Origin of the sequence: uncultured Campylobacter sp. (assembly GCF_947255105.1) — a bacterium.
Lineage (GTDB): Bacteria > Campylobacterota > Campylobacteria > Campylobacterales > Campylobacteraceae > Campylobacter_B.
Map to the genome: position 1 here is coordinate 61142 of NZ_CAMYFP010000001.1, position 23320 is coordinate 84461.

At 34.9% G+C, this 23320-nt stretch carries 25 protein-coding genes and 1 tRNA gene; 9 read left to right on the forward strand and 17 right to left on the reverse strand.

The genetic code is table 11. The features are described 5' to 3' along the window. Positions 1-12 precede the first annotated feature (12 nt). Both Q0X52_RS00325 and purB read right to left on the reverse strand, forming a co-directional pair. Entirely contained in the window at positions 13-2394 is a 2382-nt protein-coding gene (locus tag Q0X52_RS00325) for a ribonucleoside-diphosphate reductase subunit alpha (RefSeq protein WP_297573330.1), read from the reverse strand. A 74-nt stretch (positions 2395-2468) separates the two neighbouring features. Then, positions 2469-3800 (reverse strand): adenylosuccinate lyase, encoded by a 1332-nt coding sequence (gene purB / locus Q0X52_RS00330; protein WP_297573332.1) that lies wholly within the window; start codon positions 3798-3800, stop codon positions 2469-2471. Between the two features lie 68 nt (positions 3801-3868). Between purB and Q0X52_RS00335 the strand changes: the two genes are divergently transcribed. Further along, the gene (locus tag Q0X52_RS00335; protein WP_297573334.1) at positions 3869-4774 is read left to right on the forward strand and encodes an RluA family pseudouridine synthase; all 906 of its coding nucleotides are present in this window, start codon (positions 3869-3871) and stop codon (positions 4772-4774) included. A gap of 211 nt (positions 4775-4985) precedes the next feature. Here Q0X52_RS00335 and rlmN read toward each other — a convergent pair whose 3' ends face one another. From rlmN to hisF, 3 genes are read right to left on the reverse strand one after another with little or no spacing between them, the layout of a single operon-like run. Then, positions 4986-6053, reverse strand: coding sequence for a 23S rRNA (adenine(2503)-C(2))-methyltransferase RlmN (gene rlmN, locus Q0X52_RS00340; protein WP_297573336.1), 1068 nt, complete (start codon positions 6051-6053; stop codon positions 4986-4988). After that, the gene (locus tag Q0X52_RS00345; RefSeq protein WP_297573338.1) at positions 6037-6576 is read right to left on the reverse strand and encodes a purine-nucleoside phosphorylase; all 540 of its coding nucleotides are present in this window, start codon (positions 6574-6576) and stop codon (positions 6037-6039) included. Before Q0X52_RS00345 ends, rlmN begins: the two co-directional genes overlap by 17 nt. Next, positions 6573-7331, reverse strand: coding sequence for an imidazole glycerol phosphate synthase subunit HisF (hisF, locus tag Q0X52_RS00350; RefSeq protein WP_297573340.1), 759 nt, complete (start codon positions 7329-7331; stop codon positions 6573-6575). The genes Q0X52_RS00345 and hisF overlap by 4 nt, the downstream gene beginning before the upstream one ends. 149 nt (positions 7332-7480) lie before the next feature. On the opposite strand from hisF, the gene rsmA reads away from it, so the two are divergent. The 5 genes from rsmA to Q0X52_RS00375 all read left to right on the forward strand — a co-directional run bounded on the left by rsmA (position 7481) and on the right by Q0X52_RS00375 (position 13082). Continuing rightward, positions 7481-8296: a 16S rRNA (adenine(1518)-N(6)/adenine(1519)-N(6))-dimethyltransferase RsmA gene (gene rsmA / locus Q0X52_RS00355; protein WP_297573342.1), complete on the forward strand. Its 816-nt coding sequence runs from the start codon at positions 7481-7483 to the stop codon at positions 8294-8296. Continuing rightward, the gene (locus tag Q0X52_RS00360) at positions 8293-10269 is read left to right on the forward strand and encodes a ribonuclease J (protein ID WP_297573344.1); all 1977 of its coding nucleotides are present in this window, start codon (positions 8293-8295) and stop codon (positions 10267-10269) included. The genes rsmA and Q0X52_RS00360 overlap by 4 nt, the downstream gene beginning before the upstream one ends. Positions 10270-10277: 8 nt before the next feature. Beyond that, positions 10278-11240: a KpsF/GutQ family sugar-phosphate isomerase gene (locus Q0X52_RS00365; protein WP_269498826.1), complete on the forward strand. Its 963-nt coding sequence runs from the start codon at positions 10278-10280 to the stop codon at positions 11238-11240. Positions 11241-11249: 9 nt separating this feature from the next. After that, positions 11250-12011 carry a pseudouridine synthase gene (locus Q0X52_RS00370; RefSeq protein ID WP_297573984.1) on the forward strand — a complete coding sequence of 254 codons (762 nt, stop codon included), beginning with the start codon at positions 11250-11252 and terminating at the stop codon, positions 12009-12011. Positions 12012-12266: 255 nt separating this feature from the next. Then, entirely contained in the window at positions 12267-13082 is an 816-nt protein-coding gene (locus Q0X52_RS00375; RefSeq protein WP_297573347.1) for a transporter substrate-binding domain-containing protein, read from the forward strand. 38 nt (positions 13083-13120) lie between these two features. Here Q0X52_RS00375 and Q0X52_RS00380 read toward each other — a convergent pair whose 3' ends face one another. From Q0X52_RS00380 to purM, 5 genes are all read right to left on the reverse strand, one after another. Continuing rightward, entirely contained in the window at positions 13121-13336 is a 216-nt protein-coding gene (locus Q0X52_RS00380) for a hypothetical protein (RefSeq protein ID WP_297573350.1), read from the reverse strand. Beyond that, a complete protein-coding gene (locus tag Q0X52_RS00385) occupies positions 13333-13491 on the reverse strand; it encodes a hypothetical protein (protein ID WP_297573351.1) in 159 nt (52 codons plus the stop codon). Before Q0X52_RS00385 ends, Q0X52_RS00380 begins: the two co-directional genes overlap by 4 nt. Positions 13492-13600: 109 nt before the next feature. Next, positions 13601-14137, reverse strand: coding sequence for an alkylphosphonate utilization protein (locus tag Q0X52_RS00390; RefSeq protein WP_297573353.1), 537 nt, complete (start codon positions 14135-14137; stop codon positions 13601-13603). 12 nt (positions 14138-14149) lie between these two features. Next, positions 14150-14695, reverse strand: a complete 546-nt coding sequence (locus Q0X52_RS00395) for a DUF2179 domain-containing protein (RefSeq protein WP_297573355.1) — start codon at positions 14693-14695, stop codon at positions 14150-14152. Positions 14696-14738: 43 nt separating this feature from the next. Further along, positions 14739-15722 (reverse strand): phosphoribosylformylglycinamidine cyclo-ligase, encoded by a 984-nt coding sequence (gene purM, locus Q0X52_RS00400; protein WP_297573357.1) that lies wholly within the window; start codon positions 15720-15722, stop codon positions 14739-14741. Positions 15723-15782: 60 nt separating this feature from the next. Here purM and coaE point away from each other — a divergent pair, with 60 nt between their 5' ends. After that, positions 15783-16391 (forward strand): dephospho-CoA kinase, encoded by a 609-nt coding sequence (gene coaE, locus Q0X52_RS00405; RefSeq protein WP_297573359.1) that lies wholly within the window; start codon positions 15783-15785, stop codon positions 16389-16391. Between the two features lie 60 nt (positions 16392-16451). Here the strand turns inward: coaE and rplT are convergent, their stop codons facing one another. From rplT to thrS, 4 genes are all read right to left on the reverse strand, one after another. Beyond that, positions 16452-16805, reverse strand: a complete 354-nt coding sequence (gene rplT, locus Q0X52_RS00410; RefSeq protein ID WP_297573361.1) for a 50S ribosomal protein L20 — start codon at positions 16803-16805, stop codon at positions 16452-16454. Between the two features lie 79 nt (positions 16806-16884). Beyond that, positions 16885-17079 (reverse strand): 50S ribosomal protein L35, encoded by a 195-nt coding sequence (rpmI, locus tag Q0X52_RS00415; protein WP_297573363.1) that lies wholly within the window; start codon positions 17077-17079, stop codon positions 16885-16887. A gap of 81 nt (positions 17080-17160) precedes the next feature. Then, the gene (infC, locus tag Q0X52_RS00420) at positions 17161-17676 is read right to left on the reverse strand and encodes a translation initiation factor IF-3 (RefSeq protein WP_297573365.1); all 516 of its coding nucleotides are present in this window, start codon (positions 17674-17676) and stop codon (positions 17161-17163) included. Beyond that, a complete protein-coding gene (gene thrS / locus Q0X52_RS00425; RefSeq protein ID WP_297573367.1) occupies positions 17673-19496 on the reverse strand; it encodes a threonine--tRNA ligase in 1824 nt (607 codons plus the stop codon). Before thrS ends, infC begins: the two co-directional genes overlap by 4 nt. A 176-nt stretch (positions 19497-19672) precedes the next feature. Here thrS and Q0X52_RS00430 point away from each other — a divergent pair, with 176 nt between their 5' ends. Together Q0X52_RS00430 and Q0X52_RS00435 are read left to right on the forward strand one after the other, a co-directional pair. Next, positions 19673-20653, forward strand: a complete 981-nt coding sequence (locus Q0X52_RS00430) for an iron ABC transporter permease (protein ID WP_297573369.1) — start codon at positions 19673-19675, stop codon at positions 20651-20653. Beyond that, a complete protein-coding gene (locus tag Q0X52_RS00435) occupies positions 20643-21401 on the forward strand; it encodes an ABC transporter ATP-binding protein (RefSeq protein ID WP_297573371.1) in 759 nt (252 codons plus the stop codon). Before Q0X52_RS00430 ends, Q0X52_RS00435 begins: the two co-directional genes overlap by 11 nt. Before the next feature lie 5 nt (positions 21402-21406). On the opposite strand, the gene Q0X52_RS00440 is transcribed toward Q0X52_RS00435, so the two are convergent. The 3 genes from Q0X52_RS00440 to Q0X52_RS00450 all read right to left on the reverse strand — a co-directional run bounded on the left by Q0X52_RS00440 (position 21407) and on the right by Q0X52_RS00450 (position 23287). Next, a tRNA-Val gene (locus tag Q0X52_RS00440) sits at positions 21407-21482 on the reverse strand. A gap of 58 nt (positions 21483-21540) precedes the next feature. After that, a complete protein-coding gene (gene nhaA / locus Q0X52_RS00445; protein WP_297573373.1) occupies positions 21541-22731 on the reverse strand; it encodes a Na+/H+ antiporter NhaA in 1191 nt (396 codons plus the stop codon). An 88-nt stretch (positions 22732-22819) separates the two neighbouring features. Then, the gene (locus tag Q0X52_RS00450) at positions 22820-23287 is read right to left on the reverse strand and encodes a CopD family protein (RefSeq protein WP_297573375.1); all 468 of its coding nucleotides are present in this window, start codon (positions 23285-23287) and stop codon (positions 22820-22822) included. Positions 23288-23320: the final 33 nt, after the last annotated feature.

Here is a 23320-nt window from a genome sequence, read left to right on the forward strand (position 1 = left end):
AAACGCATATTTTTACTGACAACCTTCACACTCTATGCTTCTATCCATCGTATCTGGCTTGGTGTTTAGATATTCGCTTGCAGGACTTTCACTTCGTAGATAGTAGGTGGATTTAAGCCCAAGTTTCCAAGCAAGAGAGTAAATTTCATTTAGATAGCCGCCACTTGCTCTATCTAGGCTCATAAAAATATTTAGGCTCTGCCCTTGATCTATCCATTTTTGGCGAATTGCCGCAGCCTTTACAAGAACTCTTTGGTCTAGCTCATAAGCTGGCGTGTAGTAGTTCCACGTATCTGGGCTTAGATTTGGTACAACAACTGGAATCATTCCGCTTAAGTTTTGTTCAAACCATTTTCTTTTATAGACCGGCTCGATAGTCTGAGTGGTGCCTACCAAAATACTTATACTTGAAGTTGGCGCTATTGCCATAAGATAGCCATTTCTCATGCCATCTTTTTTGACCTTTTCTCTCAAACTCTCCCAGTCGCAAGCATCTTCATCAAAAAGTCCGCCGCGATTTGTAAGCTTCTTTGTCTCATCTTTTGCTAGATCTATTGGAAAAATTCCTTTACTCCACTTTGAACCCTCAAATTTAGGATACTTTCCCTTTTCAACGGCTAAGTTGCTTGATGCATAGATGGCGTTGTAGCTGATGTTTTCCATGATGGCATCTATCTTGTCAAAATGCTCATAACTTCCCCATTTTATGCCATGTTCAGCAAGCATTTGTGACTCGCCCATAACTCCAAGGCCTATGGCTCTAGTTGATAGGTTGGTGTGTTTGACCTTGATGTGCGGATAGAAATTTAGCTCAATTACATTATCAAGCATTCTTATTGCAAGTGGAACTACTCTTTGAATATCTTCTTTGGTGTTTATTTTGCTTAAATTTATACTTGCAAGGTTGCAAACTGCGGTTTTTCCCTCTTTGAGACCCTTTTCAACTATGAGGATTTTTTTATCTTTTATCGTATCTAGAGCGGTAATTTTTTTGGCTTTTTTTCTGTATCCGCCATCTACAACAACATCGTCTTCTTCTTCAAAATAGCTAATCTTTCCATCTTCAAAAACTACCTTTATAGTGTAGTGGTTTGGCTCTGTATTTTGAAAGATCTCAGTGCATAAATTTGAACTTCTGATGATACCGTCATGGTCATTTGGGTTTATGCGGTTGGCATTGTCCTTAAAGCACAAAAATGGCATTCCCGACTCAAAGTAACTTGTCAAAATCTTTTTCCAAAGCTCTTTGGCTTGGACTATATACTTTGGTTTTTTGGGATCGTTTTCATACTCTATATACTTTTTTTCAAACTCATCACCATAAAGATCACAAAGATCTGGCGTATCATAAGGGTCAAAAAGTGTCCATCTCTCATCTTTTGCTATTCGCTTCATAAAAAGATCATTTATCCAAAGTGCAGGAAAAAGCTCATGTGTTCGGCGTCTCTCTTCGCCTGAGTTTTTGCGAAGATCCAAAAAGTCATTTATATCCATATGCCAAGGCTCGATATAAGGGGCAATCGCTCCCTTTCTTGTGCCTAGCTGATCAACTGCAACGGCGATATCATTTGTAACTTTTAAAAATGGTATTATTCCGCCAGCTGCGTTTTTGTGTCCGTCGATACTGCCACCCATAGCTCTTACTTTGCTCCAGTCCCAGCCAATCCCGCCGCCAAATTTAGAAAGTAGCGCCATCTCTTTATAGCTATCAAAAATTCCTTCGATATTGTCAGGTGTTGAGCCAATGTAGCAGCTTGAGAGTTGGTGGCGAGTAGTGCGCGCATTAGACAAAGTAGGAGTTGCAAGCATAACTTCAAATTTGGAGATAAGATCATAAAACTTTTTTGCCCAACTCTGTCTATCTAACTCATGTTGTGCTAAAAACATAGCTATTGCCATAAACATATGTTGTGGAAGTTCGATTGGATTGGCATTTTTATCTTTTAACAGATATCTATCATAAAGTGTTTTTATGCCAAGATAGGTAAATTGTAGGTCGCGTTTTGGATCAATATAGCTATTTAAGTCATCTAAATCATATTTTTCTTTGAGTCCAAGTAAAATTCGCCCAACCTCTTCGCCTCTTTCAAAATATTCACGTAAATGTGGATATCCAGTATATCCTGTAACTTTGTGATAAAGGTCATATAAAAATAGTCTCGCCGCTACAAAAGTCCAATTTGGGCGATCAATATCTATCTTATCAACAGCTGTTTTTATAAGAGTTTGTTGAATTTCTTCTGTTGTTATCATATCTCTAAATTGAATTTTTGCATCAACTTCAAGCTCGCTTAAATTTACATTTTCAAGCCCCTCAACAGACTCTTTTGTATATTTTTTGATTTTGCTTATATCAAGTTCTTCGGTTCTGCCGTTTCTTTTTATTACTTTCATCTGCTCTATTTTACCTTTCGCGTTTTCACTTTTAATTTAACAATTTAATTTTAAATATATTTTAAAAATATTATTTACTCACCAAAGACTCTTTTAAAAATTCTATCTACATTTTTTGTGTAATATGAATAGTCAAAACACTGTTTTATCTCTTCATCGCTTAAATTTGCTTTTAGGTCTTCATCTTTTAATAAGTTTTGTAAAAATAGACTGTGATTGTTTTCATCGATTGCTTTTTTGCCATTTTGCAAGTCAGCCCAAACTTTCATTGCATTTCTTTGAACTATCTTATAAGCATCTTCTCTTGAAATTCCTTTTTTTGGAAGTTCAAGTAAAATTCTTTGTGAAAAGACAAGTCCGCCTGTTAAATTTAGGTTTTTCATCATATTTTCAGGATAAACAACTAAATTTTTAATTAAATTTGTAAGGCGGTTTAGCATAAAATCAGCTGTTATAAAGGCATCTGGAAGTATAAATCTCTCAACTGAACTATGGCTTATATCTCTTTCGTGCCACAAAGCGACATTTTCCATTGCAGGAATTGTATAGCTTCGTAAAACTCTGCAAAGCCCTGTTACATTTTCACTCAAAACAGGGTTTCTTTTATGAGGCATTGCAGAACTTCCTTTTTGCCCAGGACTAAAATATTCCTCGCACTCATAAACCTCTGTTCTTTGGTAGTGGCGAACAGCAACGGCTATTTTTTCACAACTTGAAGCCAGAATAGCAATAGCTGAAATAACTTGTGCGTAGCGATCTCTTTGTATTACTTGGTTGCTAGCTGGCGCTGGACTTAAGCCTAAATGCTCACAAACTAACTCCTCAAGCTCAAGTGGGGCGTGAGCAAAGTTTCCCATAGCGCCACTTATTTTTCCAACGCTAATTACTTTTTTAGCGTGATTTAAAAGCTCTAAGCTTCTATTTATCTCATCATACCAAATCGCCAAAACAAGTCCAAAAGTTATTGGCTCGCCATGAATTCCATGACTTCTGCCAACCATTAGTGTATTTTTATGCTCAAATGCACGGGTTTTTATAGCTTCTTTTAAGTTTTTAACATCTTCTATGATTAGTTCTAAACTTTCTTTTATCTGAAGTGCAACAGCTGTATCTATGCAGTCACTTGAAGTCATGCCATAGTGTAAAAATCTACTCTCACTTCCTAAATTTTCACTAACGCTTGTTAAAAATGCTATAACATCATGCTTTGTGACTTTTTCTATTTCATTTATTCTATCTATGTCAAATTTTGCATTTTCGCAAATCTTTTTGCATGACTCATCATCTATAAGCCCAAGTTTGTTCCAAGCCTTCACAGCTGCTAACTCAACCTTTAACCAAGCATCGTATTTTGCTTTTATCGTCCATTTGTCGCTCATCTGTTTTCTAGCATATCTTTCTACCATTTTGCCATCCTTTTATGATATAATTAAGCTTTTTAAAAACTATGATTTTATCCAAAAATGAGTAAAAGTTGCCTTATATAAAGAGATTTTTAAAAACTGCCAACAATGAAAAAGCCGCTATTTTCTTGCAAAATTTAGGTATGAGCTCTGCCAAAGCACAAAGAGCTATTGATAAGATGAGAATTTATGAAGAGGATAGCGTTGTTAGGCAAAAAAATCAGCTCTTAAATGGCAAAATTTATATGGTTGATTATGAGTGTCATCCAAAGGGGTTAAGACCACTTTTTGAAGATGAAAATATTGCTATATTTGACAAACCAAGTGGAGTTTTGGCTCATCCAAATGGACGTGATTGTCTTTATAGTCTGTATGATGAAATTTGGCATCTTTATGGAAAAGAGGCTGCTGTTGCTCATAGGCTAGATAGAGAAACTAGCGGTTTGATAGCTGTTGCTAAAAATAAAAAATATCAAAATATCTTAAAGAGTCTATTTGAGAGTAGGGCGGTTTGTAAATCTTATCTAGCTCTTGTTTTTGGCAGAGTTAAAGAGGACTTTGTTATAAATTGTCCTATAACAAAGGGTGATCAAAATAGTTTCATATCGATAAAGATGTCGGTTTCTAGTGATGGCAAAGAGGCGATAACCAAAATAGAACCTATTGGCTACTTTAACAACAACGATATGACGCTTATTAGAGCTACCCCACTAACTGGAAGACAGCACCAAATAAGAGTCCATTTGTTTCACGTGAAACATCCAATAGTTGGAGATCCGCTTTATGGAGTGAGTGACGAGCTGGCAGATAGATATCTACTTGGTAGTTTGGATATGGATGAGAGGTTAAAAGCAACTGGTGCAACTAGACTCTGTCTTCATGCTAACTGGCTTAAATTTGAATGCAACAATAAAATATATGAGATTGAAAGTAAGATTGACGCAAGTGATGAGTTCATAAGAGCTTTGCCTATCTAAAGCTCTGTAAATAGCTTCATTGCACTCAATTTTGCTAAAGCCAGAAACAGTAGCACAACTAGCTCAAATGTAGACTGAATTTAGTTTTAAAGTAGGGCGAAAAACTACCTAAATTTAGAGATCTTTGTTTTTTCTATCTTCTAAAATAACATAGATAAAAAGACCGATAGTCAAAAAAAAGACAATTGCAATGATGATATATTCTATCAGGTCAAGTGTTTGCATTTTTGCTCCTTTCTCGTAGTTGTCCACAAGCTGCACTTATGTCAATTCCTTTCGATTCTCTTATAGTACAAGTTACACTTTTACTTTGTAAAAAATCACGGAATTTTTCCATATTTTCTTTTAACGGACGTTTATAAATGCTGCCTTCGTGCGGGTTAAAATAGATTAAATTTACCTTTGCCTTTATACCATGAAGCAGTTTTACTAAAGTTTTTGCATCTTTTAGGCTATCATTTACGCCGTGCATCATTAGATATTCAAACATTACTCTTTTTCTCATGTCAATAGGAAACTCTCTCACGGCATCCATTATAGAAGCTATATTATAAGCTTTGTTTATTGGCATAAGTTCTTGTCTTAACTCATCATTTACTGCATGAAGTGATATTGCCAATAAAACTCCCAAATTCATCTCTCCAAGCTTTTTTATTTGTGAGCTAAGTCCACTTGTGCTTACTGTCTGTCTTCTTGGTGAAATGGCAAGTCCGTCATTGTCGGTAAAAATTTTAATAGCTTTTGCAACATTTTCAAGATTATTAAGAGGTTCGCCCATTCCCATATAGACAACATTTACTCGTCTTTCATATGGAATGTTATTTATCTTTTTAAGAAGCCAAACTTGCGCAATAATTTCTCCAGCGCTTAAATTTCTAACAAACCCACCTTTGGCTGTTAGGCAAAAACTACAACCCATTTTACATCCGACTTGTGAGCTAACACAGACAGTGTATCTAGCATGACTTACAATTTTGCCATCATCAGCTCTTTTCTCATCTTTCATTGGAAGCAAAACGCTTTCTATAGTTTTTCCATCTTTCAGTGCAAAAAGATATTTAATACTTCCATCTCTGCTCTCTTCGCTTTTTACTATCTTTAGAGGATCTAGATAAAAATTTTCAGCGAGATTTGCACGTAACTCTTTTGGCAGATTGTTCATAGAGTTAAAATCATCTAAATGCTTTTTATAAACCCACTCATAAAGCTGCTTAGCTCTAAATTTAGGCTCTATAAATTGCTCTAACTCTAACTTTGTATAATTAAAGAAATTTTTCATCATACAACCTCTCTTTAACATAGAGCTCAATCTTTTCTTTAGCTGCTTTGTGATTTTTTATAAATGTTTTATGAGCCTCTTTGTTGCAAAAGTTGGTAGCACAAAATAGTCCAAATGCTGGTATAGAAAATGAGTTTGCTACTTTCAATACAGAATAAAACTCCATATTTTCCATAAAGTAGCCTAAATTTGAGAATTTGTTGGCTGCTCTTTCATCTGTTGTGATGTAGTTTGATGAATTTACTTTCATTGTTTCACGTGAAACAATAGAGCTCTCAACCATTGAAATAGGGCTGTAAGAGAGCCCCAAAATTTCTGATATTTCATGATTGTAGGCTTTGGAGCTTTCATAAATTTCTAAAATCTCTCCATCTTTATAAAGTCCAGCAGTTCCTACAAAAAGTAGATTTTCTACTCTTTTAGTCAACAAAAGCTTAGTTAAATTCATCGCACTTTCAACAAGTCCGACACCGATTGGAGTTGCAAAGCTAAAAAACTCATTTCTACCAGCACAAACTATCAAAGCATAACCTTAATTCCATTTTCTTTTAGATATTTTTTGAGCTCTGGTATCTTTATCTCACCAAAGTGAAAGACAGAAGCACCAAGTGCAGCACTCGCGCCAAGTTCTAAGGCGGCTCTCATATCTTCCATGGTTCCAGCGCCACCACTTGCAATAACAGGGATTTTTACACTATCCAAAACTAATTTAAGGCTCTCCAAATCATATCCCTCTTTGGTTCCGTCCCTATCCAAAGATGTCAAAAGTATAGAGCCAGCACCTCTTTTTTCCACCTCTTTAGCCCAAGCGCTAAGCTCAACTTTGCTATCAGTTTTGCCACCATTTATAAGAACGTGAAATTTATCGCCGACCTTTGTAATGTCTATTGCGACAACTACTCGCTCTTTGCCCAAATTTGATGAGAGCTCATCTATAAGAGATGGATTTTTTACAGCTGCTGAGTTTATACTAACCTTTGCAACTCCGGCATTTATGAGTTTTTTTGCATCTTGAAGAGTTGCAATTCCGCCGCCAACAGTAAGAGGTATATTTACCGCTTTTGCTACTTTTGCGGCAAGCTCTAGCATGGTTTTTCTACCCTCAGTTGTCGCTGCGATATCCAAAAAGCAGAGCTCATCGGCTCCGTTTTTTTCATAAGCCTTTGCTATCTCTACAGGATCGCCCGCATCTTTTAAATCTGTAAATTTGATTCCCTTTACAACTCTTGCATTAAACATATCCAAACAAGGAATTATTTTTTTGTAATTGTTCTTCATTTTCAAACCTTTTTTGTAAGATAGATATAATTTTATATCAGTTTTTTGAAAAATAGGTAAATTTCATATAAATTTATCAAAGCTTCTTAAATTTCATGTTATCAATGGCTAAAAGCCAACTATAAGTAAAATTAAGATAAAATCCAAAAATGATAGTTGCAAAAAAAGAGTTCGGACAAAATTTTTTAAAAGATGAGGTTGTATTAAATAAGATCATCCAAGCGATTCCCAAAGATGACAAAGCTATAGTTGAGATTGGGGCTGGCTTAGGTGATTTGACGCAAAAATTACTCGACTTTTCTAAAAATAGGGTCATAAGCTATGAGATAGATAGCGACCTTATACCAAATTTGGAATCCAAATTTAAAAAGTATCAAATGTCGGGTAAATTTGAGCTCATAAATTGTGATGTAGCAAAAGTTTGGCAAAATAGCTCGCTTTATAGCCAGGATTACTATTTAGTTGCCAATCTTCCCTACTACATAGCGACAAATTTGATTTTAAAAGCTATAGATGACCCAAATTGCAGGGTTATTATCGTGATGGTTCAAAAGGAAGTTGCCAAAAAGTTTGTAGCCAAAAGCAGAGATAAAGAGTTTGGATCGCTCTCCATACTTGCAAACATAGCAGCCAAAAGTAGCTTGCTTTTTGATGTACCCAAAGAGTCATTTGTGCCAGAGCCAAAGGTAACTTCATCGGTCATAAAGATAGTAAAGAGCAGCGATTATAGAGGTGCTATTGATCTTTTTAAAGATGATAGAGAGTATCTTGATTTTAAGAATTTTTTGGCTCTTGCATTTGTTGCACCAAGAAAGAGAGTTTTAAAAAACTTAGCTACTAGATTTGATAAAAAGTTGCTAGAAGAGCTGTTTGTGGAGCTAAATTTAAAAGATAATTTACGAGCTCATGAGTTAGAAATCACCTCGTTTTTAGAAATTTATAGAAGAATAAAGGTGAAGAGATGAGTAAAGAAAACAACATAGATGAAAAAAAGATAAATGAAGAAGAAAAAGTTGCTCCAAGAGCAAAAAAGTTAAATAGACATAAAGCTAGAAGAAGCAATCTTAAAAAACAGTCATCTATCGGCACTGATAGCTCAAAAGATGACGCTGTTAATGCCACTCAAAACCAAACTAAAGCCAAAAAAAGACGAAAACGAAACAATATGCCAAAAGATTTAGTTGGTAATGAGCCGTGGCAAAAGGCGATGACAGCCGTCATTGAGGCAAATAAACTTATGCACGAAAAAAGACTAAATCCACTTAAATTTCAAAAACAAAGCAGCGGTAAGATCCGCATAACCCCACTTGGTGGTCTTGGTGAAATAGGTGGAAATATAACTGTTTTTGAGACAAATACAAGTGCGATTATAGTTGATGTCGGTATGAGTTTTCCAAATGAAAGCATGCTTGGAGTTGATATTTTAATACCTGATTTTGACTACATAAGAAAGATAAAAGACAAAATTAAGGCTGTAATTATAACTCACGCACATGAGGATCATATCGGTGCGATGCCATATTTTTATAAAGAGTTTGATTATCCAATTTATGCTACGCCACTTTGTCTTGGAATGATATCAAATAAATTTGAAGAGCATGGCTTAAAGGCAAAAAGAGCACTTTTCAGACCAGTAGAAAAAAGAAAAGTCTATAAAATAGGTGATTTTGATGTCGAATGGATACATATAACTCACTCCATAATTGATGCTTCAGCCCTTGCTATAAAAACAGAAGCTGGCACAATTATTCACACGGGTGATTTTAAGATAGATCACACGCCAATAGATGGCTATCCGACTGATTTAGGACGCTTAGCAGAATATGGAGAAAAAGGGGTGCTCCTTTTAATGAGCGATAGCACAAATTCTCATAGAGAAGGCATTACAAAAAGTGAAAAAACGGTTGGAAAGACCTTTGATGAAATATTTTCCAAATCAAAAGGAAGAGTTATTATGAGTACATTTAGCTCAAATGTTCATAGAATTTATCAAGCTATTGAACATGGATTAAAACACAATAGAAAAATTTGTGTTATCGGAAGATCAATGGAGAGAAATTTATTTACTGCTATGGAGCTTGGATATATTGATCTTTCAAAGGAAATTTTTATAGATGCTAACGAGGTTGGAAAATACCCTGATAACGAAGTTTTGATAGTAACAACAGGAAGTCAGGGTGAGACAATGAGTGCACTATATAGAATGGCAACGGATGAGCATAAATATATCAAGATAAAGCCAAGCGATCAAATTATTATCTCAGCTAAAGCAATCCCTGGAAATGAGGCGAGTGTTTCAAATATCTTAAACTATCTTTTAAAAAGTGGTGCAAGTGTTGCGTATCAAGACTTTAGTGAGATTCATGTCTCTGGTCACGCTGCACAAGAAGAGCAAAAGCTCATGCTTCGTCTTACAAAACCTAAGTTTTTCTTGCCTGTTCATGGGGAGTATAACCATATAGAAAAGCACTCTAAAACAGCCATTGATTGTGGTGTCGATCCAAGAAATATCTATTTGATGAGTGATGGTGATCAAGTTGAAGTTACAAGTGGATATATAAAAAGAGTAAAAACTGTAAAAACTGGCAAAATCTTTGTCGATAATCAGATAAACAAAGAAATCTCAGATGATATGGTAAAACATCGTCAAAATTTAGCGGATGCTGGTGTTGTAATGGTTATTGCTCAAGTTGATCAGGCAAATAAAAAACTTGTAAAAACAAGAGTTATAACTTATGGAGTTGTTAATGCAAAAGAGCAAAGAGCCTTTGCAAAAGATATGGAGCTTGTTTTAACACAGTTTCTAAGTAATTTAAAAAATGAGCTTTTAGGAGATCAAAGGGCTTTAGAAAATCAAATAAGACAAGCCATAAGAAAGCATATCTTTAGACGTCTTAAAAAGTATCCTACAATTGTTCCTGTAATTTACCTAGTGTGAGGCATAAAATGAGTGAAATTTTAGAAATTGGAAAAAGAGTTTTAGAGCTTGAGGGAAATGAGCTTTTAAGACACTCAAATTTACTTGATGATAAATTTGAAAATGCTTTAAATTTGCTCTATTCTTGTAAAGGAAAAGTTATCGTAACAGGAGTTGGAAAAAGTGGCCATATAGGCGCAAAAATAGCAGCTACAATGGCTAGTACTGGCACTCCTAGTTTTTTTTTACATCCAACTGAAGCTTTGCACGGAGATCTTGGAATGGTGCAAAAAAGCGATGTGATACTAGCTATAAGTTTTAGTGGCGAAAGTGATGAGCTTATAAAAATAATGCCTCACCTTAAAAGATTTGGTGTTCAAATTATATCAATGACTGCTAAATTCAGCAGTTCCTTAGCTAAATTTAGCGATGAAATAATAAGTCTTGATATAATAAAAGAGGCTTGTCCATTAGGTGCTGCGCCAACAGTTTCTACTACGTTAACTTTAGCTTTGGGCGATGCCTTGGCAATTTGTCTTATGAAGATGAGAAATTTCAAAGTTGAAGATTTTGCAAATTTTCATCCAGGTGGCAGTCTTGGAAAAAGACTGTTTTTAAAAGTAAAAGACGTTATGAAAACTAATGAATTGCCAGTTGTTAGTTATGATGTTAGTCTTAAAGTCGCTATAGATACGATGACCCATGGAAAACTTGGAGCCGTTTTACTAACAGATAAAAATGGTAAGTTAGTGGCCATCTTAAGTGATGGGGATTTAAGAAGAGCACTACAAAGAGACGATTTTGATATAAATGATAAAGCCTTAAACTATGCAACAAAAGAGCCAAAAATTATAGATGATGATGAAATTTTAGCATCAACTGCCCTCAAAATAATAGAAAAATATAAAATTCAATTGCTTGTAATTGTCAATGATAAAAAAATTCCAATTGGAATTTTACACATTCATGATTTGACAAATTTAGGATTGTAAATGGAAAAAATGAGAATTAATAAATTTATTTCACATAACACTAACTATTCACGTCGTGAAGCAGATGAACTTATAAAAAGTGGAAAAGTTAGTGTAAATGGAAGAGTTGTTAGCGATTTTGTAGAAGTTAGTTATGATGATAAAATCAAGATAAATGGGCGTTTAGTTAAGAAAAAAACTGAGTTTTCAGTTATTGTTTATAACAAACAAAAAGGTGAGTTAGTTACAAAGCGTGATGATAGGGGTAGAAAAACAATATTCGATACCTTGCCGAAAGGTTTTAGTAAGTTTATAAGTGTTGGAAGACTTGATTTTGCTAGTGAAGGACTTTTACTGCTTACTGATGCACCTGCTATAGCTGAGGCTTTAATGAGAAGCGATATTGAAAGAATGTATTATTTAAAGGTAAAAGGTGAGATAACTGATGATGTTATAGCAGCGATGAGAGAAGGATTTTTCGCTAAAGACGCCACAAAGGGAGCACATGAAAAAACGCAGATTAAATCCATGGAATTTAAGCCTTTCTTAGCCTATTCAGTACTTGGATCAAGTGGTGGTTATACAAAACTTAAAGTTATCATAAATGAGGGCCAAAATAGAGAGCTAAGACGCTTTTTTGGGTGCTTTGATCTAGAAGTTATGGAACTAAAAAGAGTTAGTTTTGGAAGGGTTGATTTGGGAATGTTAAAGCCTGGGAAATGGAGATATCTAACAAGTTCAGAATATGATGATTTAAGAGATTTTCTAAAACAAAATGGTGTTAGATATTGAGCTTAAATTTAAGATTTTTTATATAAATTTATAAAAAATCATATAGCTATTAAGAGCAAAATTTATAAATCTTTGATAGTTATTTTATGATAATGTGTAACTTTAATATTTCTAGTTGGCAAATTTTAATATTGTAAATTTCTTATAAAATGAGTATAATTCCGCCAAAACAGGTTCATGTTAGTTTTAGTTGGATTAGTAAATAATCTATTTATAATTAGTGTCTATTTAATATTGACATAAGGAAGAGAAGTTATGAGAAAGCTGGTATTTTTATTTTTGGTTATGGCGGTGTCTATTTTTGCTAATAGTTTGAGTGAAATTAATAAAAACGGTGAGATAAAAATTGGTGTTTGGACCAATCAGCCGCCTTATTCAAGTCTAGATAATGGCGAGTTTGAGGGCTTTGAGGTCGATATGGCAAAGGCTATTGGTTCGCACATTGTTGGAAATAGCGGAAAGGTTACTTTAGTTGGTATTGAGAGCGGTAGTCAAAGAATTGAGTTTTTACAAAACAATCAAGTTGATGTCATCATAGCAAGTTTTACAGAGACTGATGAGAGAAGAAAAAAGGTTGATTTTTCGCTTCCATATTTTGCTGTTGCAATGGGAGCGATAAGTAGTAAAGAAAAGCCTTTAAATTTTGAAAAAGATTTGGATTATAAAACCATCGTCATTCAAGAGGGAACTACAATGGAGGACTATGTTAAGACAATTCCAGGTGCAAAAGTGATAAAAACAAAGGGTTCCATTGAGGCATTTAGGGCGTTAAAAGAGAAAAAAGCGGATGTTTATATAGATGATAATTTGGTTGTTATGGCCTATGGTATAGTTGATAGAAGTTATATTGTCCCAAAAAATATGAGAAATTTAGGATTTAATAGCTTTTTGGGTGTTGGTGTTAAAAAGGGCAATCAAGCTCTTTTAAATGCAATTAACGAAGAGATGGTACAGCTTAGCAAACAGGGCTTTTTTAGAAAGGTATTTAACGATACTTTTGTGCCATTTTACAAAAATGAGGTTCAAGCGAAGTACTTTCTACTAGAGGATATTTATAGAGTTTTTGGATAGATTTAGTTGCCACCATTAAAGGCGAAGAAATTTCGCCTTTAGCTTCCAGCGACGATAGAGTAAAGTCCTATGCAAAATATTATAATGCCAATCGCACCTAAAATTCTTTCGCCACCATTTTTAGCAAGAGCTTCATCACTTTCTTTATCAAGTGTTTTTGCAAATTTTAAGATGATATTGTGTTTTATAGCACTTGCAAGATATAAATTTATAAATGTAACAAATGAGGCCAATATCCCAGCAGTTGCAGTCATATAGCACTTTCTATATGCATAAAATATAGGTCAAATCCAGCCCAAGACCAAGTAAGGCAAAATTTAATATCCTCTCCATCAAAAAACTTCTTAGCAGCTTTTGCATATATTTCTATACTATCATCACTAACATCATCGCAATTAAGAAAAATCACAAGTTTTTCTCTAAACTTGGTTGGGTTTGAATATCTCTTTAGAATACTGTGTCATTTAATAAAATAAGTGATATTTTTATCCCTCATAAAAATTGGCTTAAATTTAAAGCTATATCTTTTTTAGAAATTTACTAACTAACACAATCCTAACACCATTAACTCTGCCCTCAATCTGTGTATTATCAGAATTTAGTGTTATGTTTTTTACAACTGTTCCTCTTTTGGCAGTAAAGCCAGCGCCCTTTACTTCAAGATCTTTGATGATAGTTACGCTATCGCCATATTTAAGCTCTGTTAGGTTGCTATCAAGTGTTGGCTCTTTTTTTATCGGCGACTTTTTGGCGTAGGACTTTAATTCATCTTCAATATACAAAATCTCAAGCAGCTCTTTTGCAAAACTCTCATTTTTAAGTGCAGTTAGAATTTGATATGAGAGTATCTTTATTGCTGGAATTTCACTCCACATTGCAGTTTCTAGGCAGTGAAAATGGCTAGAATCTTCTATCTTAAATGAAGCGCCATCACGGCAAACTTTACATAAATTTGCTCCCATTTTGGAGTTTTCTATAAAGTAGGGCTTGACATCATCGCTACTGCCACACATTTCACATAGATTATTTGATCTTTTTGCTATCTCTTCTATCATTTTGACTCCTTTTTATCTTCTGATTGGAATGTTTTCCATTGAGTAATTTACATATCTAATATCTTCTATAGAGTAGAGTGCCCATGGATTGTGCTTTTTGATAATTGGGATTATCTTTGAGGCTTCATCTCTTTTTATAGCAGTAAAGACTACATTCACAGGACCGTTATTACCAGTCGCATCGATAATGGTCACGCTATATCCAAGCTCTTTTAACTCATTTGCTAGTTTATGAGCATCGATTTTTGTAATGATACGAACAATTACATTGCCTAGAGCCAATTTATCTTCGATATAGATACCGATATAATTGCCAATGGCAAAACCAAGCGCATAAGCTATGTAGTTTTGCCAATGATCTAGATGTTGCATGATTTGAGTTATTGCAACAAGCCAGACCATTATCTCTACAAAGCCAAGAATTGGAGCGATAAGGCGCTGTCCTTTGGCAACAAAGATGATTCTAATAGTTCCAATTGTAACATCCAAAACTCTTGCTAGGCAGATTAGCAAAGGAATTCCAAAGGTCGCAAAAAAAGAACTCTCAACTATTGCCAATATCATCTCCTTTTTAAATTTGAGGTTAGCAGTTTGTTAGTTACTAAACTAGCAAAACACCAGCTCTATTCGTAACTTCACCTATAACATAACCACCTGTTAGCTCCATAACTTTGTTAGCATTTTCTTTACTAGCAACAGCTATCATTCCAACGCCGCAGTTAAAGGTCCTATCCATCTCAGCTACTGAGACTTTTTTGGCGATGATATCAAAAATAACGGCTCTTTTTATAGCAGCTCTTTCTATCTTCGCACCAAGTCCATTTGGAAAGACTCTAGGCAAGTTTTCTACGATACCGCCACCTGTTATGTGAGATAGGGCATTGATGTAGTTTTTTGCTCTCAAAAACTCATCTACATAAATTTTTGTAGGCTCTAAAAGAAGCTCTATGATTTTTTTGCCATCTATTTTTTCATCTAAATTTATATTTAGCTCTTTTATAACAGCTCTAGCCAAAGAGTAGCCATTGCTATGCAGACCGCTACTTTGTAGTCCGATAAGAATATCACCCTTTTTTACAAATTTAGTCCTATCAATCTCCTCTTCTTCTGCAATACCTACAGCAAAGCCAGCAAGGTCAAAATCTCCCTTTTCATACATGCTTGGCATCTCAGCAGTTTCACCACCAATAAGTGCGCATTTTGCCATTTTGCAGCCATTTGCTATGCTACGAACCACCTCTTTTGCAACGCTAAGTTCAAGTTTGGCAGTAGCGTAATAGTCCAGAAAAAAGAGCGGTTTTGCAAAGTTGCATATAAGGTCGTTAACGCACATAGCAACCAAATCCTGTCCTATGCCATCATACATTTTGTGATCGATTGCAAGTCTAAGTTTGGTTCCAACTCCGTCAGTTGATGCCAAAAGCACAGGGTGATTGTAGCCTGTGGGAAGTTTGAAAGCACCACTAAAAGAGCCAATACCACCTAAGACATTTGGTGTTTTGGTAGATTTTACAAAAGGCTTTATAGCCTCTACAAACTCATTGCCCGCATCGATATCAACTCCAGCATCTTTATAACTAATCAAATTTATATCCTTAATTGAAATTTATTTGATTTTAGCAAAGTTTGGATAAAATCGCATTAAATGGAAGAGATAAAAACAAAATTTAAAAATGCAGTTGTGCTTACCGGCTCTATTGCTACAGGCAAAAGTAGTGTGGCAAAGATAGTAAAGTCGCTTGGATATGAGATTGTAGATGCTGATATGATATCACACGGCGTGCTAGATGGAAAAATTAGAGCGATAATAGATCTTTTTGGAGAAAGGTTCGTAAAAGAGAATAAAGTGGATAGAAAGGCGCTTGGAGAGCTTGTATTTAATGACAAAGATAAGTTGTCGCTTTTAGAAGAGCTTTTACATCCAGCCATAAAAGAGCAAATTTATAAAAAAGCAGAAGAGTTAGACAAAAAGGGAGAGCTTTTTTTTGTAGAGATACCACTATTTTTTGAAAGTGGGGATTATTTTGATTTGGGCATGGTTGCTGTAGTTTATGTGTCAGAAGAGATTCAACTACAAAGGCTTATGAAGCGCAATAATTTAGACTTAGAAACAGCAAAAAAAAGAGCAAATTTACAACTTAGTATAGAGAAAAAAAAGTCTCTTGCAGACTACATCATTGACAATAGTGGCAGTTTAGAGGCCCTAAAAGATGAGGTTTTGGGTTTGATAGAGAGGTTAAATTTCAAATGCTAAATTTACGAGTTGTTTTTGTTGTAGTTAGGTGAATTTATGGCCCAAATTTGAGCCATAAGTTTATAAAGCTTTTTTTGCCAAATTTACTATATCAGCAAATGCTTTTGCATCATTCATAGCCATATCGGCAAGTATTTTTCTATCAAGTTTAATTCCAGCTTTGTCAAGTCCGTGAATAAATCTTGAGTAGCTTATGTCATTTAGTCTGCAAGCTGCGTTGATTCTTATAATCCAAAGTTTTCTAAACTCTCTTTTCTTAGCTCTTCTATCTCTATATGCATAACATAAACTTCTTTCAACTTGCTCTTTTGCTTTTCTAAAGTGCTTTCTTCTACCGCTATAAAAGCCTTTAGCTAAATTTAAAATCTTTTTGTGTCGTCTTCTTCTTACAACACCTGTTTTTACTCTTGCCATGTTTATTTCCTTTCACAAAATGGCGCCCAAAGGGTCTTGCCCACGCAAGTGGGGAGTTTAAATGACTTTTGTCAAAAACTTATCTTATGCAAAGCATTTTTCTAACAGATTTTACATCTGACTCGTGGATAAAATGCTCTTGTCTAGCGTTTCTTTTTCTTTTGCTAGATTTTTTAGTAAGAATGTGGCTTCTAAAAGCAGAACCTCTTTTTATCTTACTTTTACCAGCTTTAAAACGCTTAGCAGCACCACGAATACTCTTCATTTTTGGCATACTAATCCTTTTAAATTGAGTTAAATAAGCTATCATTTTAGCTTATTAAAACTTTATGCAATATTAAACAAGGTCTCTTTTTTATTTTTTTGGAGTTACTAGCATATTAACATAGCGACCTTCAAAGTTAGGAGTCTTCTCTCTTTCGCAAATATCTTGCATTTCTTCCCAAATTCTCTCCAATAGTTCGACGCCAACTTCAGGATTGTTCATCTCGCGACCTCTTAAAAAGACTCTAAATCTAACATGCTTTCCATCTTCAATAAAAGCTCTAGCCTGTCTTAGTTTAAATTTAATATCATTTGGAGCGATTTTAGCAGAAAATTTAACCTCTTTTATGTCTATTACTTTCTGCTTTTTTCTAGCCTCTTTTTGTCTTCTTTCTTGTTGATAGCGATATTTACCATAATCCATAACCTTGCAAACTGGTGGTTTTGCATCTGGTGCAATTAATACAAGATCAACTCCTTGGCTTTGCGCTATTTTTAAAGCCTCATCTCTTGAGATGATACCATATACTTCGCCATCATCTCCAACGCATCGAACCTCTTTTGCTTTGATATCTTCGTTTAGATAAACATCTTTTTCTTTATTCAAAAAAATACCTCATTTAGTTTTTCCTTTAAAAAAGTCAAATACTCATCCAAAGTCATTTGGGACTGAGCTCTAGCTCTTCTATCTCTAAGAGCAACATTTTTGTTACTTACCTCTTCATCTCCGACTACTAAAATCATTGGTACATGAGCTTTTTCAGCTACTCTTATGCGCTTGTTTAAAGTTTCTGTTGGTTTTAAAATCTCCACATCAACTTCAAGCTCTTTTATTTTAGACTCAATCTCTTTGGCATATTCCATATGCTCGTCTCTAATAGGGATAATACTAACACCAACAGGAGCGATAAATAGTGGCAATTCGCCTGCAGTATGCTCTATAAGTATTCCTATAAATCTCTCAAAGCTTCCAAGAATTGCTCTATGTAGCATAACAGGTCGTTGTTTTTGGTTGTGTTCATCAATGTAGCTAAGATCAAATCTCTCAGGCAAGTTAAAATCAACTTGCACAGTTCCGCACTGCCATTTTCTACCTATTGCATCGGTTATTTTTATATCTATCTTTGGTCCATAAAAAGCTCCGCCACCTTCATCTATGCCATATTTTAGGTGATTTTCATCAAGAGCTTCTTTTAGAGCAGCTGTAGCAGTCTGCCAAATAGCGTCATCACCCATTGCTTTTTTTGGTTTAGTTGAAATCTCTAGCTCATACTTGAAGTCAAACATATTCATAAGCTCTTTTACAAAATCAAGTATCTCTATGATATTTTCTTTAATTTGTGATGGCATGCAAAATAGATGAGCATCATCTTGAGTAAATTCGCGCACTCTAAAAAGTCCATGCATAACACCGCTTTTTTCATGCCTATGAACTACTCCATACTCAAAAAATTTAAGCGGTAAATCGCGGTAGCTACGAACATCACTTTGATAGACTTTGATATGTCCAATACAGTTCATAGGCTTTATACCATACTCTTGCTCATCAATATGTGTAAAATACATATTTTCTTTGTAGTTTGCATAGTGGCCACTTTTTTTCCAAGTATCTGACTTGAGAATCTCTGGCCCTCTAACTGGCTCATAGCCTCTTTTTCTATGTATTTTAAACAAAACTTTTTCAAGCTTGCTTCTAAGTCTTGCGCCATTTGGAAGCCATATAGGAAGTCCAGCGCCTAGCTCATCATCAAAGGTAAAAAGCTTCATCTCATTGCCAAGTTTTCTATGATCTCTTTTTTTTGCCTCTTCTATCATTCTAACGTAGCTATCTAAGCTCTTTTTATCTGCAAAAACAACACCATAGATACGTGTTAGCATCTCTTTTGTCTCATCTCCACCAAGATATGCACCAGCAACTCTAATGAGTTTAAAGTATTTTAAAAAGCTAGTATCAGGAAGATGAGGTCCGCGACAAATATCTTCAAAATCATCTTGTGAATAGGTTGAGATGGTATTGTCTTCTATGTGACTTAAAACCTCTTGTTTTAGGTCATCATCTTTGTAAATTTGAGCTATTTTTGCTTTGTCAAAGTAGCTTTTTACTAGTGAGATTTTTTTGGCAGCAATCTCTTTCATCCTATCTTCTATTTTGATAAGATCTTCATCATTTAGCTTTGTTCCATCTTCTTTAGTAACTCTAAAATCATAGTAAAAGCCATCTTCGATAGCAGGTCCTACAAAAAATTTAGCTTTGGGATAGAGCTGTTTTATAGCGTGAGCCATTAGGTGGGCACAGGAGTGTCTAAGAATGAAAAGCGCCTCTTTTGAGTTGCTAAAATAAATTGGAGAAGCTTCATTTTTCCTATCACCAATACTTTGTGTATCGATGATCTCATCATTAAATTTATATGCGATAATATCGCTCATTTTTTCTCTGTTTTCCTTACTTTATTAAAGATATATTTACAAGAATGTAACTCAATATTTTATCTTCTTAAACTTTAATATAAACTTAATACCAAATTTAGGAGTTTGGACTATAAATTTAAAGAAAGTTATTAATTTATAATCTATATTTAATATAATAGACAAAAAGGTAGTAGGTGGGCGATTTTAAACTTTCAATAATTTTTCTTTGCTGGTTGCTATTTGCCATATTTTCTCTAGGTGCTGGACAGTATCATCTAAATATAGTTGGTGTTTTAGAGGTAATGATGGGTGGCGGAGACAATGTGGCGCGAGATATTGTCTATAGGATACGACTTCCAAGAGTCTTAATGTCAAGTTTATGTGGCGGTATTTTGGCACTTTGCGGAGTTAGCTTGCAAGGACTTTTTAAAAACCCACTTGTTGATTCTAAGATAATTGGAGTAAGCACAGGAGCCTCTTTTGGCGGGGCTTTGGCGATACTTCTTGGCTTTGGTGGTTTCCATTTGGTTGGTTTTGCCTTTATTTTTGGCGTAGTTGCGCTTTTGTTTTTATACTACATAGCTAGCTTCGTAAAGGGTTTTAGTATCTTTACGCTTATACTTTCTGGTATCGTTGTAAATGGTTTTTTTGCGGCACTTATTAGCCTTATTCAATATATCGCTGACTCTGAAGAGGTACTTCCGACCATTGTTTTTTGGCTACTTGGAAGTTTTGTAAACGCAAACTATCATAAATTAATGCTTTTAGCTCTGGTTGCTCTTCCTTGTATAGTGGCGCTTTTTTTGATGAGGTGGCGATTTGATCTTTTGAGTCTTGATGATGTTGATGCTAGAATTTTAGGGCTAAATTTATTTTATTTAAGAATTTTTATACTTGGAGTTTCTACACTTTTGATAGCCACTCAAGTAAGTATTAGTGGAAGTATTGGTTGGATTGGTCTTATAGTTCCTCACATTGCAAGAGCGATATGCGGCAACTCTCACATCAAAAGCCTGCCTTATAGTTTTGCCATCGGAATGATTTTTATGCTTCTTATAGACAATCTTTCTCGCACATTGACTGTGGCTGAAATCCCACTTGGAGTGCTTTGTGCCCTTGTTGGAACGCCTATTTTTGCCTATCTTTTGAAAAAGAGCAGTAAAAATGTTGCTTAGTGCGAAAAATTTAAGCTTTTGGTATAACAAAGAGAGCTGTTGCTTTAAAAATGTTAGTTTTGACTTAAAAGATAGAGAGAGTATTGCAATACTTGGGCTAAATGGACAGGGAAAAAGCACACTTTTATACTGTCTTATGGGTATTTTAGAGCCAAAAGAGGGAAGTGTGATAGTAAATGAAGAGTTTGCATATCTTCCTCAGCTTTTTGTATTGCCATTTAGTTATAACGTTCTTGAGGTTATTTTGATGGGGCGAGCCTCTAAGATTGGCACCTTTAAAAGACCATCGAAAAAAGATATAGATATCGCCAAAAATGCAGCTTCTTTGCTTAAGTGTGAAGCCCTTTTAGATAGAGATTTTAACAGCTTATCAGGCGGACAAAAACAGCTTGTGCTTTTTGCAAGAGCACTTTGTAAAGAGAGTAAGGTTTTGATACTTGATGAGCCAGCAAGTGCGCTAGATTTAAAAAATCAAGATAGAGTTTTGCTACTTATTGATAGGCTTAAAAAGGAGTTTGGGCTTAGCATAATCTTTACAACTCATCAACCAAACCACGCTTTGGCAGTAGCAGATAGGGCTTTGATTTTGCACAGTGATCTTAGCTTTAAATTTGGCGCAACTAGAGAGATTGTTACTGAAAAAGAGCAAGAGAAACTTTATGATATAAAGATAAAAAATATCCCACTTGAGTTAGAAAAAAAGCAGATAATAACAAGTGTTCCCATTTATACTGTAGAGCTTAAGTAGTAAAATGGTGGCTCCGATTGGACTTGAACCAACGACCCCCACCATGTCAAGGTGGTGCTCTACCAGCTGAGCTACGGAACCTAAAGTTCGGATTATATCTTAAATAAAATGAAAAATAGATTAAATCAAAGGTCTAGAGTTAGACCTTTGAAATTTTAAGCTCATCGTCTTTTTTTCTACTTGCAAATTTAGCGACAAAGTAACCAACAAAACCTGATATAAGTGAACCAATCAATATGGCAAGTTTGTCTGTGTGATGGAAAACATCACTGTTATTGTAGGCTAGTGCATTTACAAAAAGACTCATAGTAAAGCCGATACCGCAAATTATAGCCACAGCATAGAGTTGAAGCCATGTTGCTTTTTCTGGCATATAGGCAAACTTAAATTTAATGGCAATGTAACTAAACAAAAATATACCTATCTGTTTTCCAAAAAATAGTGCACAGATAATTCCTAGCGGAACTGGTCCAAAAAGATACTCTAAGTTCATTCCTTTAAGGCTAACTCCTGCGTTTACAAAGGCAAAAAGTGGCAATATGATATAACTTACAAAGTTGCCAAGTAAGTTTTCAAATTCCCTTGTCATAGAGCCACCACTTTTTGTGTGAAGTGGAATGGTAAAGGCAGTTGCAACTCCTGCGATACTTGCATGGATGCCAGAGTGTAGCACAAATATCCAGACTAATATTATGATGATGACAAAAAAGAGCTTCTTTTCAACTCCAAATTTATTCATCATAGATAGCACAAATAGCCCCAAAGCAGCAAGCCCTAAAAAGACAAAATTAAGTGTTGTTGAGTAGAAAAGTGCAATTATAACTATTGCTGCTAAATCATCCATAATGGCAAGAGTTAGGATAAAGAGCTTCAAGCTTATAGGTATTCTTCTTCCAAGTAGTGCCAATACTCCAACAGCAAAAGCGATATCTGTAGCAGTAGGGATAGCCCAGCCTCTAATTGCAAATGGGTCGTTATGGTTAAATAGATAAAAAATAATAGCCGGTAGCACTACTCCACCCAAAGCAGCAAATGTTGGAAGCAAAACTTGAGAGATATGCCTTAGTTGTCCTTCAATCATCTCTCTTTTTAGCTCCAAGCCAACGCTAAAGAAAAATATAGCCATCAAAGCATCATTTACCCAAAAGTGAAGCGGCTCATCAAGTTTTAGACTACCAACGCCTATTGTTATCTGTAGATGAATAAAATTATCATATAGATGAGTTAAAAAACCTAAATTTTCAAAAATAAGTGCAAGCAAGGCAGCTAACAAAAGAAGTATTCCAGAGCCACTCTCTCCACTAAATAGCATTTTAAATTTTCTTAACAAAATTCCTCCTTTTTTAGCAAGTCGTTTATTTTATTGAAATATTGTATAAAATTCAATAAAACCACGAAGCCAACTAGCAATAAATCCATTAAGCAAATGGCATGATAAGCATAGCATAGAGTATAATAAACATCAGTATTGTAGGCACTTCGTTAAGCGCTCTGAAATATTTGCCAGACCTAAAACAGGAATTTTTCTCAAATTTGATGAGATAGTACCAAAGCCAAAAATGATATGCCACCATCAATGCCCCTGCAAGAAGCTTTAGATGAAAATAGCCTAAACGCATTAAGTCGGGCTTGCTACCGATGATTATGACAACAGCACTTAAAATAGTAAGAACCATAGCTATCCAGCCAATTGCATGAAATAACATTTTTTCCATATATTTTAGTTGCTCTGAGATAACTTTGTTATCTCTGTTTTCAGCATGATAGACATAGAGTCGTGGTAGATAAAACAAAACTGCCATCCAAGAGATAAAGGCTGCAAAGTGTAAAAACTTCATCCATAGATAGGCGTTGTGGCTTATTTGCGGGAGGTTAGAAAAATCCATGTAAAGACTCCTTAAATTTAAATAGAGTTATTC

Bases quoted from the DNA above. Each gene is read 5' to 3' on its own strand.
- Q0X52_RS00435 (WP_297573371.1), top strand. From the start codon at position 20,643: ATGTTGCTTAGTGCGAAAAATTTAAGCTTTTGGTATAACAAAGAGAGC.
- coaE (WP_297573359.1), top strand. From the start codon at position 15,783: ATGGAAGAGATAAAAACAAAATTTAAAAATGCAGTTGTGCTTACCGGC.
- Q0X52_RS00380 (WP_297573350.1), bottom strand. From the start codon at position 13,336: ATGACTGCAACTGCTGGGATATTGGCCTCATTTGTTACATTTATAAAT.
- rsmA (WP_297573342.1), top strand. From the start codon at position 7,481: ATGATAGTTGCAAAAAAAGAGTTCGGACAAAATTTTTTAAAAGATGAG.
- Q0X52_RS00390 (WP_297573353.1), bottom strand. From the start codon at position 14,137: ATGATAGAAGAGATAGCAAAAAGATCAAATAATCTATGTGAAATGTGT.
- rpmI (WP_297573363.1), bottom strand. From the start codon at position 17,079: ATGCCAAAAATGAAGAGTATTCGTGGTGCTGCTAAGCGTTTTAAAGCT.
- hisF (WP_297573340.1), bottom strand. From the start codon at position 7,331: ATGAAGAACAATTACAAAAAAATAATTCCTTGTTTGGATATGTTTAAT.
- Q0X52_RS00360 (WP_297573344.1), top strand. From the start codon at position 8,293: ATGAGTAAAGAAAACAACATAGATGAAAAAAAGATAAATGAAGAAGAA.
- purB (WP_297573332.1), bottom strand. From the start codon at position 3,800: ATGGTAGAAAGATATGCTAGAAAACAGATGAGCGACAAATGGACGATA.
- thrS (WP_297573367.1), bottom strand. From the start codon at position 19,496: ATGAGCGATATTATCGCATATAAATTTAATGATGAGATCATCGATACA.
- rlmN (WP_297573336.1), bottom strand. From the start codon at position 6,053: ATGAAAAATTTCTTTAATTATACAAAGTTAGAGTTAGAGCAATTTATA.
- Q0X52_RS00450 (WP_297573375.1), bottom strand. From the start codon at position 23,287: ATGGATTTTTCTAACCTCCCGCAAATAAGCCACAACGCCTATCTATGG.
- Q0X52_RS00375 (WP_297573347.1), top strand. From the start codon at position 12,267: ATGAGAAAGCTGGTATTTTTATTTTTGGTTATGGCGGTGTCTATTTTT.
- rplT (WP_297573361.1), bottom strand. From the start codon at position 16,805: ATGGCAAGAGTAAAAACAGGTGTTGTAAGAAGAAGACGACACAAAAAG.
- Q0X52_RS00365 (WP_269498826.1), top strand. From the start codon at position 10,278: ATGAGTGAAATTTTAGAAATTGGAAAAAGAGTTTTAGAGCTTGAGGGA.
- Q0X52_RS00370 (WP_297573984.1), top strand. From the start codon at position 11,250: ATGAGAATTAATAAATTTATTTCACATAACACTAACTATTCACGTCGT.
- Q0X52_RS00325 (WP_297573330.1), bottom strand. From the start codon at position 2,394: ATGAAAGTAATAAAAAGAAACGGCAGAACCGAAGAACTTGATATAAGC.